The organism is Sorangium sp. So ce131, assembly GCF_051519095.1.
In the GTDB taxonomy this organism is placed as follows: domain Bacteria; phylum Myxococcota_A; class Polyangia; order Polyangiales; family Polyangiaceae; genus Sorangium.
This window is the reverse complement of the sequence record NZ_CP150455.1, coordinates 11,979,819-11,992,346: the sequence shown is the minus strand read 5'-3', so window position 1 is coordinate 11,992,346 and position 12,528 is coordinate 11,979,819. Positions and strand designations below refer to the sequence as shown.

Here is a 12,528-nt window from a genome sequence, read left to right as displayed (position 1 = left end):
TCCGGGCCCGTCCCGCAGATCCTCCTGCGCCAGCCTCGTCGTCCTGCTCCCGGAGGCTCACCATGCCCGAAGAGCGGCATTCACCGTGCTTCCTCGCGGCCGGCCTGCGCTTGGCGTGTATTGCCGAGCCATGCGCTGCTGTGCGCGAGGGAGGACGCGATGAAGCCGGTTGCGCGAAGCGTCGTGCGGGCGTTGATTCCGCTCTTCATGTTCTTAAGCTGCGTGCTCGCGCAAGCCGGATGTACGTGCGCGTCCGAGATCCCGCCGGTCCGTTCTGACGGCATCATCGCTTGCCGGACGCGCGAGCCGCGCGACCCGGCGAACGCCGGCAGGACGCCGGCGGTGAAGACCGTCGCCGCGGGCGTCACCATGGCGACCCTCTCGGTCGCGAGCTCGGGAGAGGCTGCGGTCGTCATGCCGTTGAGCGCCGTGCGCGGGCGCGCGGGCGTGGAGCCGCGGCTCGCGCTCCGGTACGACGGTGCCGCCGGCGAGGGGGTGCTCGGGCTGGGATTCTCCATCGCCGGACTGTCCAGCGTCACCCCGTGCCCGAAGAACCGCGCGCAAGATGGCGGCGAGATCCGCGCGGTGAGGTTCGACGGCGACGACGCGCTCTGCGTCGACGACAGGCGCCTCGTCGCGGTGGGGCGAGCGCCGGGGACCGTCGAGTACAGGACATTCCCCGACACGATGGTCAGGGTGGTCGGACATTACGCCGCGGAAGGGGACGCGCCCGCGGCGGCGCTCTTCTTCGAGGCGAGATTGCCGTCCGGGCTCATCGTCGAGTACGGGAGCAGCGAGTCGAGCCGGCCGCTCGCGCTCGGCGGCGTCCCGCGGGCGTGGCTCGCGACCAGGGCACGCGACGGCCGCGGGAACGCCATGACCTACGATTACTGCGTCGCGGAGGCCGAGGAGGGCTTCACGGCGGAGGTCGCGGTTGACGAGATCCGGTACACGAGCTTCGAGGGAGAGCCGGCGCTCGGGCCGTCGCGGGCGGTGCGGTTCGTGTACGCGACGAAGGAGCCGGAGGAGGTTCGCACGCAGTACGCGGGCGGCATGGCGCTCCAGCGGTCGCTGCGCCTCGAGGAAATCCAGATGCTCGGCGCGGGCGATGCGCTCGTGCGGCGTTATGGGTTCACGTACGAGAAGAGCCCGACGACGAGGCGGGCGCTGCTCACCGAGGTCGAGGAGTGCGCGGGCGACGGCGTCTGCAAGCCGCCCACGCGCTTCCAGTACAGCCGCGGCGAGACGGGGTTCAAGGAGATCGCGACCGGCGTCCCGGAGCCGACCTCGACGAAGGCGAGCCCGATGCTGTTCGACATCGACGGCGACGGGCGCGACGACCTCGTGGTGCCGGACACCATCGCCGGCCTCAGCACGCCCGGGAACCCCGTGACGAGCTGGATCGTGGCGCAGAGCCGCGGGCCGACCGGCGCGGAGGCCGAGCTCGCGCCCGCGACGTTGGCGCTCTTCGAGGACTGGCCGGTGGTCGCCGATCCGGTCGGGTCCGCCGATCCGACGCTGATCAGGCCGGAGCTCGGCACGGCCATCGACTATGACCAGGATGGCCGGATGGACGTCTTGCTCCATGACGTCCACGACACGAGCACCACCTGGCGCGTGCTGATGGCCCGGCCGGACCGGACGTTCGAGGTCCACGACACCGGCATTCGCCGTCCGTTCCCGCTCGGGCTCCGCCCCATGCCGCCGGGGCTCAGTCTCCCCGAGGGCGCGATGCACCTCGCCGACGTGGACGGCGACGGCGCGCCCGACATGATCCAATGCGACGATCACGCCCGCGAGCTGACGCTGAATCCGCTGGAGGCGACGTGGACAGCGCATCTCTGGAGGCCGGCGCGCGACGGGGAGCCCGCGGGCTTCGACCGGAGAGGAGAGTCGCTCGAACCGCTCAACGGGTTCCCCTGCGAGATGGAGATCCAGACCCTGGACGTCAACGCCGACACCAAAGTCGATCTCGTCGCGGCGACGGTGCTGACGTTCAGCGACAACACGATCCTCCCCGACTCGACCTATGCCGCGGTCACCCGGCGGCACGACGGGACGTGGGAGGTGTTCAACACGAGGCTCCCTCAGGTCGGCTCCGGTCGCACGGTGTTCCTCGACGTGAACGGGGACGGCCTGCCGGACGCGGTGCAATCGGGCTTCAGCCACCACCGGCTGCGCACTATTTTGAATACGGGAGGGACCTTCGACGCGGAGCGGGTCGACAGCCTCGGCCCGGTCCTCTTCGATCTGGACACGTACTTCGGGCGCGCGACGCCCCTCGACTACAACGGCGACGGCAGACAAGATCTGCTCATGCCGGTGCTGCCGGGCATCCTGCCGGGCTCATCGCTCGACCTGCCCTCCTGGGCCATCTTGGAGGCGACGGGCGCGCGCGAGGGGCCGACGTTCGCGCTGGTCGACCCGAAGCTGCCGCTCCAGGCGATGGCCGGCAGCTACGCGCCTCCGCTCGCGGATCCGTACGGGCCGCGCGTCGGCGACCTGAACGGCGACGGCGCGCAGGACGTGGTGCTGGTGGACGGCAGCGTATTCAAGGTATTTCAGAACCTCGCGGCCGATCAGGATCTGCTCGTCGCGGTCTCGGACGGGATGAACACGCACGAGCCGGGTGAGGCGGGGTTCGTGCCGAACGTGAGTATTTCTTACGGGCACCTCACGGATGTGTCGGTCACGGACGACCTGGATGCGGGAGATCCGGAGCGGGAGAGTTTGCTCTACGTGGCGCGGGGCGACGCGGCGAACGGGTGCGACTATCCGCGCCGCTGCGCGGTGGGGCCGAGGCGGGTCGTGAGCGGTTACGCCGTCAACAACGGCGCCGACCGGCCGCGGCGGTTCGAGGTGCGGTACCGCGACGGGCGCTACCACCGGCTCGGGCGAGGGTTTCTCGGGTTCGGAGAGCGTGTGGTCGTCGAGATGGAGACCGGGGTGGCGGCGGCCGAGCGCTACGACAACGTGACGTTCGATGAAGAGCTCCAGGTCTTTCCGTTCGCGGGGCAGGTGAAGCAAGAATGGCGCTGGGCCCCGGGGCTGCCGGGCCAGCCCAGGCCGGACCAGATCGAGATGTCGTTCCTCGATGTGAAGCGGGAGCTGGTGCCGACGAGCGAGGGGGCGACGTTTTTCACGCTCGCGACCGAGCGCCGGCTGCGGAGGGCGCAAGGGGCCTATCCGCCGGAGAGCGGTGAGGCGCCCACGCCCGAGCGTACGTCGAGCAGGTCGAGCGCGGCGGCGGCGAGCACGGCGCGACGATGTTGCGCGACTCGGTCGCGACGGTGACGGACTTCGATGCGTTCGGCAACGTGCGCGGCGAGGAGGTCTCCTCCCGCGGGGTCGACCTGACGCTGGAGGTCACGCGGACGTACAAGAACGACACCGGGCGGTGGGTGCTCGGGCAGCTCCAGACCGAGAGGGAGTGCAGCGCCGCGGCGGGGCGCTCGCAGTGCCGCACGCTGGTGCGGACGACGACGGACCACGGAGAGGTCGAGACGGAGTCGATCGACAGCGACGAGGGCATCGCGGACACGAAGCTCGACATCGTGTACGCGCGGGACGCGTTCGGGAACATCACGGGCGTGACGGCGGAAGACGCGTTCGGGCACCACCGGTCGTGGAGCACGGAGTACGACGCCGAGGGGATGTTCCCGGAGAAGCACGTGAACCCTGCCGGCCACACCACGCGCGTGGAGTACGATCCGGATCTCGGGGTGCTCGTCAGGCGCGAGGATCCGAACGGGCTGGTGACCGAGTGGAGGCACGACGGATTCGGCCGGCTCGGGCTGGAGATGCGGCCGGACGGCACGCAGACGACGGTGGCGCTGTCGCGCACCAAGGACGGCGGGCCGGCGGGAGATGCGTGGCGCTTGACCCAGCGGACCACGACCGCCGGGGGCGCCGACGACGAGGTCGAGGTGGACAGCCGGGGAAGGCCGATCCGGTGGTGGTGGCACGGGCCTTCCGCGGAGGGCGCCCGGGAGGCGCCGCCGCGGCTGATGCAGGAGATCGCCTACGACGCGCGCGGCGAGCACATCGCGCGGCGCTCGGTGCCGGTGCGGGAAGGGACGCCGGAGCGCGACATGCTCTATGATGCCTACGAGCACGACGCGGTCGGCCGGGAGGTGCGGCACACGACGCCGTGGAAGGCGGTGGTGGAGACCGAGTACGAGGCGCTGCGGGTCCGGGTGACCGATGAGCTGGATCATGTGACCGTGGTCGAGAAGGACCCGCTGGGACGAACGGTGGCTGTCACCGACGCGGCGAGGGGCGTCACGCGGTATGACTACGGTCCATTCGGGGTGCTCACCACGGTCACCGATCCGGGCGGCGCGGTCACGACCACGGTGCACGACGCGTTCGGCCGCGTCCGGCGGCGCGACGATCCGGATCGGGGCACCGCGGTCGTCACCAACGATGGATTCGGGGAGGTCATCACAAGCGCTGACGCGCTCGGTCGGGTGACGACGTTCGAATACGACGCGCTCGGGCGCACCCGGTCGCGCCTCGACGAGCACGGCGCCGAACGAAGGACGACCACGTGGGCCTGGGACACGGCGGCGCACGGCATCGGCAAGCTCGAGATGCTCGCGAGCCATGACGGGCAGAAGACGTACACATACACCGAGGTGGGCAAGCTCGAGACGGCGACGCTCCGCATCGACGGGGAGCGCGCGGCGCTGAAGGGCAGGCTCGACTACGACGATTTCGGCCGTGTCGAGACCATTGCATACCCCGCGCCGGCCGGCGCGGCACCGTTCGTTGTGGCGCACGACCACGATGCGCACGGGCACGTGGTCGCCGTACGCGACAGCGCGACCCGCTCGGCCTACTGGCGCCTGACCGACGTCGACGACGCGGGCCGCTTCCGCGAGGAGGCGTTCGGCAACGGCGTCGTCACCGAGCGGAGCTACTACGCGGACAAGCAGCGGCTCAAGAGCGTGCTCACCCAGCGCGGCCAGAGCGGCGCGGAAGCGGTGCAGGACCTGGACTACGGCTACGACGACCGGCTGCACCTCACCCGGCGCACCGACGCGCGCCAGCCGCAGCACCGGCACGAGCGCTTCCGATACGACGCGCTCGAGCGGCTGACGTGCGCGTACTTCAGCGCCACCGAGAGCGCGTCGGCGCCGTGCGAGCTCAGCTACGACTACGCGCCGGACGGCAACCTCACCTTCAAGTCGGACGTCGGCGAGCTGCTCTACGACGACCCGCCGCACCCGCACGCCGTCACGGGCGCAGGCACGGCCACGAGCAGCTTCAGCTACGACGCTGTAGGCAACCAGATCGCGCGTCCGGGCGGCGCGACCGTGCGCTACACGCCCTTCGATCTGCCGGAGAGGATCACGGAGGGCGTCAGCACCGTGACGTTCGCCTACGACGGCGACCAGCAGCGGATCCGCAAGACCACGCCGGACGAGGAGACGATTTACTTCGGCGACCTGTACGAGCGCGTCACCGACGCGGCGACGGGGAGGGTCGAGCACCGGTACCACGTCCACTCGCCGGAGCGGGTGGTGGCGATCGTGACCCGCGGCGGAGAGGCGCCGGGCACGCGGTACGTGCACATCGACCACCTCGGCTCGGTCGACGTGCTCACCGATGAAGACGGCGCCGTGGTCGAGCGACGGAGCTACGACCCGTTCGGGCAGCGGAGAGACCCGGTGTGGGGACGGCCGCCGCCGGCGTCGTTCGAAAGCACGACGACGCGGGGGTTCACGGGGCACGAGGGCGATGACGAGCTCGGGCTCGTCAACATGAAGGGCCGAGTCTACGATCCCAGGATCGGGCGGTTCTTGACGACCGATCCGCTCGTGCAAGCGCCGCTGTCGGGTCAGAGCTGGAATCCGTACAGCTACGTGCGCAACAGCCCGCTCAGCTACGTCGACCCGAGCGGGTTCCAGGCGGAGTATGAGAGGCCGCCAATCGATCCCGAATACCACAAGGATCCCGAGGTGCAGAGGATTCAGGGGTCCGGATGCTGGGGGATCGAATGCAGCCATCCATTTTATCACCGGGCCGAAAGCTCATCGATAGAAGGCTCGCGCGAGGCCGCGGAGGTCGGCGCGACAGCGGCGCCCGTCGACGTGGGCACGACCGGCACCTCGTCCGGGCACATGCCGCAGCCGATGACCACCGCGCCGGAGCACGCGGGCGCGGGCGGCGTGGCCACCCTCGTTGGCCAGGGCATGCTGGGCGTCGCGGAGGGCACGCGCGACGTCGGGGTGGGCATCGGGCGGCTGCTCGTGCTCAACGCGCTGACGCTCGGGATCTACAGCGGCTACGAGTTCGCCGACGCGATGTGGAGCGGCTTCGAGGAGGACGGGCTCTTCGGCGCCGTGAACGCCGTGAACCCGCTCTACCACATCGGGCGGGGCGGCGCGGATACGGCGCTCGCGATCGGCCGGGAGGATTACCGGGCGGCGGGCGCGGCGGGAACGAAGACGCTGTTCCTCGCGGCTGCCACCGTCTTCGGCGCGGGGAGGGGCCTCGCGGCGGTGGAGGAGTCGGCGATCGCGGCGGGGGCCGCGAGGGGACCAGCGGCGACGCGCGCGCTGGCGCAGCAAATCGCGGCCGTCGAACGGGCACCAATGAATTTCAACAGGACGGTTACGGTTCTAGAGACCGCAGAAGGACGGACACTCGTTGCAGGAGGAGCCAGTGATCTGTCTGCTGCCCAGATTGCAGAGGCACGTAGGCTAGGGCTGGTTCCCGCGCCGCCGATGCCGGGCTTTCACGCAGAGAAGACGGTGATCGCTGGTGCGGGAGAGCTGGGATTAACCCCGACAAGGGGAGCCACATCTACCATCATCTGCAGTGGTCCGGGAGGATGCGCTGATTTCCTCCGTGGCCTGGGAGCCACAGTCGGGAAGTACACGTACCAGTTCTGAGGTCAGCACCATGATGAACCAAGACGAGCTAATTCATGCCTTACAACAGCGAGCTAAGAATCCGATGCTGCGAACGGACTATGCAGATCGGGCTTGTCCTGAGTTAGCTGCGCCAGCCTCGCCACACGTCGTAGCCCAGACTGAGTCTGTTCTTGGCTTCCCGCTACATCCCCTGCACAAGCGTTTGCTAACAGACGTCGGCAATGGTGGCTTCGGTCCTGGCGATGGCCTCATTGGTCTTCCAGGCGGACGTTTGGATGATGATGGCCAGTCCATCGTCGAGCTTCGGCATGTCTTGTGGAGCGGTCCGGAGAAGGCCGGCCTACCAGACAACGTCGTCGCCTTGTGCGACTGGGGGGATTCGATCTGGTCTTGCATCGACGAGGAGACAGGGAGCGTGCTTACGCTGGACGCGAGCGGCCTTACCGAAACACCCTGGAGTTTGCATGCCTGGCTAGTTGACTGGCTTAACGGACAGAGTCTATTCGGCAAGATGTTCGTGTTTCAAGAGCGAATGATAACCAATCCATTCACAAAACAGTTGATCGTGGCAAGAGCGCCGGCTAGCGCCATCGGTGTTCCGTACAAGCGCATCTAGTCTGAGCAGCTTATCGCATGGATGAAGGTGTCGCTGACGTCAGTGTTCTGCAGCGAGACTACCGGCCGTTCGGGGAGCCAGACAGCGCGACCCGCTTGGCCTACTGGCGCCTGACCGACGTGGACTACGCGGGCCGCTTCCGCGAGGAGGCGTTCGGCAACGGCATCGTCTCCGAGCGGAGTTACTACGCGGACACGCAGCGGCTGAAGAGCGTCCTCACCCAGAGCGGCCAGAGCGGCGGGTCCACGGAGCAACGGCCGGCGGTCCTGGGGCTGCGAGGCCGGATGGTCACGCTCGGCGTCTCCGTCTCCTGGCGCCCGCGCGCAGGCGCAGCCGCGCAACGGCGCCCGACCGCCGTTCCTTACGGGCCGGGGATCCTGGGGGCAAACGCGATCTCCGGGGCGGCAGCGCAGCCCGCGCGCGGCCCGCGCGAGCCCGGAGGGCAGGGACTCGAGCAGCTCGTCCCTCCTCATGAAGATGAAGGAACTCCCCGCAACGACGATGAAGGAGCTCTCCGCCGGCTTCCGGGTCGCCCGCCGCGCCGTCGTTGACGCGAGGTGGCGACCGGCATCGCCGCCCCGGGCGCCCGCGGCAGCTCGACGTCGGAGCGCCGACCCCCCACGAACCGGAAATTGGAGCTCCAACGTATTCCTCAATCCTGCGTCGCCGCCGGACCCGGCCGGAGCGCTGCGCGCGGAGATCCCGCCGGACACGGCAGCTCGCACGACGCACTCCGGCGACGCTGCCCCGCTCGCCGCGCCGCTGCTTTTCTGCACTCCACCTGGAACCGAAGACCGTCTGCGCCGAGCTCCTGCCATCTGCACCGCAATGGAACAGGGTGCATGGAAATCCCCGTGAACCCTGGGTTTCAGAAAGCGTAACGCCATTCGCTCGAGCGCATGAATTGATGATCAAACAGTCCCGACCCGGGGATACTTACTCGATGCCGGCGCTCCGTACCGTCGCCCCACACCGGAGCGTTTCCCGGCAGTCTCCTTCCTGAAGAGCTTGTCCGTCCAGAGCGCGTGCTGAACGACGTACCCCGAGCCGGGGCGCGCCGAGCGCAGCGGTCCACGATCAGCACGCCCCTGCGAGCATCCTGACGAACGATCGTCCTCGACGCGGCCGCCAGCCAGGGAGGGCGTCCGGGGGCGACGGCGTGATCCAGCAACCCGGAATAGCGATCTCACTCGCGGAGAGGTGCGTTCGATGCGAAACATAGCTTGTTCGGTGGCCCTCACTCTGGCGGCCGCGTCCGTCGGCTGTTTTGCCACGGGGTGTGTCGGCGACCTCGGAGGCGGCTCGCTCCCCTGGGGCGACGACGGCACGAACCCCGGCAGCGGCAACGGCAACGGCAACGGCAGCGGCAACGGCAACGGCAACGGCAACGGCACGAACCCCACCGGCGGCGGCCCCGGCACGAACCCCACCGGCGGCGGCGAACCCGGCACCCCGGCGGCGGCGTGTGAGCGCGGCTTCAACGAGCTCCCGGACGGCAAGGGTGGCTTCAACGTCGAGGCCGTCTGTCTCCCGCCCGGCAGCTTCGACCGGGCGGTCTCCCTGAAGGCCTTCCAGGAGACGGTCTATCCGCTCCTGCTCGACAACTGCTCGGGCTGCCACAGCACGTCGACCGACGCCCAGGCGCCCATCCACGCCGACCTCAACCCCGAGCTGGCGCACGAGTACGCGCTCACGCGCGTGAACTTCAGGAAGCCGGTGGACTCCAAGCTCGTGGTGCGCATGGGCATCGACCGCCACAACTGCTTCGGGCGGGACTGCAAGGACGCGAACGCGCAGATGCTCGCCGCCGTCGAGGCGTGGGCCGCCGCCGTCGCGCCGACCCTCCCGGAGACCCCGCGCCCCATCCCGGCCGGCGAGACCATCACCGTGGATCAGGTCAAGCGGTGGATCCAGGCGGACAAGGCCACCGTCGCCGCGGCCGACGCGGAGTTCATCAAGTACACCTCGCTGCACGAGATCCACAACAAGGGCGCCACCGCGGAGGAGCTCAACGTGGCCCGCGTGGGGCTCTCCAAGGCCCTGAACTCGACCGCGCGCTGGGCTCCCGTGATCGTCAACCCGGTCGACGTCAGCGAGAACAAGGGCATCGTCTACCGCTTCGATACCCGCAACTACTGGGGCTACAACAAGGGCGTCACGAAGCTCCACTTCGGCGGGTCGGACGACGACGTCTTCTTCGGGAGGACCAGCGTCAACTACCTGGGCGAGCGGGTCGGCTCCGACGTCACCACGCGGGAGAAGTACCGGTACAAGGCCGAGGTCGAGGAGGACCCGAGCTTCGCGAAGCTCGTCTGGGGCCGCATCCGGGCCGGCAACGTGGAGGGCGCCACGGACAGCGAGGTGCTGCCGCCGTACACCGACGGCTTCAAGGACGCGGACGGCTACATCGAGGCGAGCCAGCTCGTCTACACGGTGACCCGCCCCGACGTGTACAACGCCATCATGGCGATCCCCTGGTACGCCCAGGACCTCGAGGACGAGCTCGGCGTCATCAAGGACGAGGGGATGAAGTCGTACGAGTACATGGTCACGAAGCAGGCCATCACGATCGACTCCCGCATGTACTGGCGGGCGCGGACGAAGAGCGGCGGGTTCTACTGGAAGACGTGGGACGTCTTCACCGGGCAGCTCGAAGGCAACGTGCAGACGATCGAGCAGGCGTACGAGCAGGGCCAGATCCGGTTCCCCTTCTGGGCGCACCCGATCCCGAAGTTCATCGCCGGGACCGGCGGCGGCGTGACCGCGGCCTCCCTGAGCTTCGTCGCGACCCTGGCGCAGCCGTTCAACTCGGAGCCGGCGGGGTGCGACGGGCAGCCGAACTACGGCGGCTCGCAGTTCCTGAACTGCCGCTACTACACCGGGACCGAGGGGCTGCAGCAGTCGGCGGAGGAGGTCATCTGGGATCTGCCGAACGGCCTGCAGGGCTACTCGCTGTGGGGCGGCTTCAACCAGCGCCGCGTCGACGCCTTCGTCAACATCGTCCGCGATCCGCGCATCACCCGGAACGACGCGGACGCCGTGATCACGAGCCGGATCGGCTTCGCCAGCACGGACCGCCGCCTGAACACCGGCAGCGCGTGCATCGGCTGCCACGCGGACGGCATGAACCGCGGGAGCAACGACCTGCGCGACTGGCTGGACAACGAGGGCCCGCTCCCGAAGGGGGAGCACGGGGTCGACAGCTGGATCGACGATCCGGAGGTCGTGGCGCAGGTCAAGGAGCTGTACCCGCCGTCGACCGTGATGCGGCCGCGCATGGAGGACGACCGCCGCGTCTACCTGGCGGCGGTGTCGAAGATCAAGAGAGAGATGATCCTGGGCACGGACAAGAACGTGTACGTGGAGCCCACGATCTGGACCATCGAGTGGGCGCAGAACTTCTACAGGTACGCGCCGACCCGGTCGAACTGAGCCGTCGCCCTCCGCCGCACCCGCCCCCGACGACGGCTGTCGTCTTCACGACGGCGCTTGTCTCCAACAGCCGCTATCGCCTCCAACAGCGGTTGTCCCCTGCGCCTCCAACAACGTGATCGTCGCTCGGCCGCGCGCGCGGTCCATCGCGCCGCGGCCGACCCTACGCGCCGGCCGCCGGACCGTAGTGCGCTGGCCGCCGGCGCCGCCAGGCAAGCTCAGCGATTGTGCCCCGGCTGCACGCCTGCAACAAACTGGACCGCGCCGCGCGCGCTCTGGTAGGGGGCCTATCATGATCATCGCGCTCACCGGACAGAAGGGTGGGATCGGCAAGAGCACCACGGCGGTGAACCTCGCCGTGGCCGCGCTGGCGAAGGGCCGGCGGGTGCTGCTCGTGGACGCCGATCCCCAGGGGACCGTCCGTACGTGGGGTGACGTGGCCTCCGAGGCGGGGTACGAGACCCCGACCGTCCTGGCCATGGGCGCCTCGATGCACAAGCCGGGGCAGCTGCCCGAGCTCGCCGCAGCCTACGATCTCACGGTCATCGACTGCCCCCCACGACACGGCGAGATCGCGCGGTCGGCGCTGATGGTCGCCGACGTCGCGGTCTATCCCTGCGGCCCCACGGCCGCGGACGCCTGGGCGCTGACCGCCGCGATGGAGGTGTTCCGGGAGGCCTCCGCGCTGCGGGGCTCGCTCAAGGGCTGCATCCTCATCACGCGCAAACAAGGCCGCACGGCGCTCGGGAAATCGGCGCGCGCGGTGCTCGAGACGTCGGGGCTGCCGGTGCTCTCCACCGAGCTCGGTTACCGCATTGCCTATCAGGAGTCCCTCGCCTGCGGGCAAGGGGTGACGGGCTACGCGCCGCGGGACGCCGCGGCCAGAGAGATCACCCACCTTTTCGAGGAGCTGGAGGACATCCACCATGGGCAAAAAGCAAGTCGCGGTCTCGCTGAGAAAGCCGCCGTCGCCTGAGAAGGTCGACGCGTTCGTCGCGGGCGGCAACGACGAGAAGCCGGCGGCCGGCGGCGTGAAGCCGAAGGCCGTCGCCGAGGTCCGGGCGCACGACGAGAAGCCGGCCGGAGCGGCGCTCGGGCAGGCGCCGGCGGCGCAGCCCGAGGCCGCGCAGGCCGAGTCGGCGCAGCCCGAGGCGGCGCCGGCCGCGGCGGCGAGCGCGGCGGTCCCGCCGCAGCCGCTCGCCACCACCTCGGAGCCGCCGGCCGTCCTGCCGCCGATCGTCGGCGCCGACGGCCGCTCGCGGCGCGCGGTCACGATCTACCTGCCGGACCCGCTCGCCGACCGCTTGCTGCTCCACTGCATCGAGCACGACCGGGACATGAGCAACCTGGTCGGCGAGGCGGTGCAGGTCCACCTCGACCGACGCCTCGGCCCGGCGTCGGTGTCGGCGGCCCCGGCCGCGGGCGTCGAGAGCGCCGCGCGCGACGGGGGCCCCGCAGGCCCGAGCTACCGCGCGGAGCCGTTCCGCGCGGAGCCGTTCCGCGCGGCAGACGCGGGCCCGAAGGGGCGGATCCGCCGGGCATTCCAGGTCGGCCGGGCGCTCATGGCGCTGTGGCGACAGCGGCCCCTGGCGAGCTGAC

Annotated in this window: 8 protein-coding genes; 7 read left to right on the top strand and 1 reads right to left on the bottom strand. The window is 69.7% G+C overall.

Features of this window, described 5'->3' with window-relative positions; genetic code table 11:
• Positions 1-80: 80 nt before the first annotated feature.
• Complete coding sequence (locus tag WMF43_RS43525; RefSeq protein WP_437674126.1) at positions 81-371, bottom strand: hypothetical protein; 291 nt, start codon at positions 369-371, stop codon at positions 81-83.
• On the opposite strand from WMF43_RS43525, the gene WMF43_RS43520 reads away from it, so the two are divergent.
• From WMF43_RS43520 to WMF43_RS43490, 7 genes are all read left to right on the top strand, one after another.
• Positions 343-3,294: an FG-GAP-like repeat-containing protein gene (locus WMF43_RS43520; protein ID WP_437674124.1), complete on the top strand. Its 2,952-nt coding sequence runs from the start codon at positions 343-345 to the stop codon at positions 3,292-3,294. The genes WMF43_RS43525 and WMF43_RS43520 overlap by 29 nt on opposite strands.
• Entirely contained in the window at positions 3,267-6,899 is a 3,633-nt protein-coding gene (locus WMF43_RS43515) for an RHS repeat domain-containing protein (RefSeq protein WP_437674122.1), read from the top strand. The genes WMF43_RS43520 and WMF43_RS43515 overlap by 28 nt, the downstream gene beginning before the upstream one ends.
• A 10-nt stretch (positions 6,900-6,909) precedes the next feature.
• A complete protein-coding gene (locus WMF43_RS43510) occupies positions 6,910-7,497 on the top strand; it encodes an SMI1/KNR4 family protein (protein WP_437674120.1) in 588 nt (195 codons plus the stop codon).
• A gap of 17 nt (positions 7,498-7,514) precedes the next feature.
• On the top strand, positions 7,515-8,048 hold the full coding sequence (locus WMF43_RS43505; protein WP_437674119.1) for a hypothetical protein: 534 nt from the start codon (positions 7,515-7,517) through the stop codon (positions 8,046-8,048).
• A 679-nt stretch (positions 8,049-8,727) separates the two neighbouring features.
• Entirely contained in the window at positions 8,728-10,929 is a 2,202-nt protein-coding gene (locus WMF43_RS43500) for a hypothetical protein (RefSeq protein ID WP_437674117.1), read from the top strand.
• A 292-nt stretch (positions 10,930-11,221) separates the two neighbouring features.
• Positions 11,222-11,905 carry a ParA family partition ATPase gene (gene parA, locus WMF43_RS43495; protein WP_437674115.1) on the top strand — a complete coding sequence of 228 codons (684 nt, stop codon included), beginning with the start codon at positions 11,222-11,224 and terminating at the stop codon, positions 11,903-11,905.
• Entirely contained in the window at positions 11,856-12,527 is a 672-nt protein-coding gene (locus WMF43_RS43490; protein ID WP_437674113.1) for a hypothetical protein, read from the top strand. The genes parA and WMF43_RS43490 overlap by 50 nt, the downstream gene beginning before the upstream one ends.
• Position 12,528 lies beyond the last annotated feature (1 nt).

Coding starts and splice junctions, on each gene's coding strand:
- WMF43_RS43525 (WP_437674126.1), bottom strand. CDS start 371: ATGGTGACGCCCGCGGCGACGGTCTTCACCGCCGGCGTCCTGCCGGCG.
- WMF43_RS43515 (WP_437674122.1), top strand. CDS start 3,267: ATGTTGCGCGACTCGGTCGCGACGGTGACGGACTTCGATGCGTTCGGC.
- WMF43_RS43510 (WP_437674120.1), top strand. CDS start 6,910: ATGATGAACCAAGACGAGCTAATTCATGCCTTACAACAGCGAGCTAAG.
- WMF43_RS43505 (WP_437674119.1), top strand. CDS start 7,515: ATGGATGAAGGTGTCGCTGACGTCAGTGTTCTGCAGCGAGACTACCGG.
- parA (WP_437674115.1), top strand. CDS start 11,222: ATGATCATCGCGCTCACCGGACAGAAGGGTGGGATCGGCAAGAGCACC.
- WMF43_RS43490 (WP_437674113.1), top strand. CDS start 11,856: ATGGGCAAAAAGCAAGTCGCGGTCTCGCTGAGAAAGCCGCCGTCGCCT.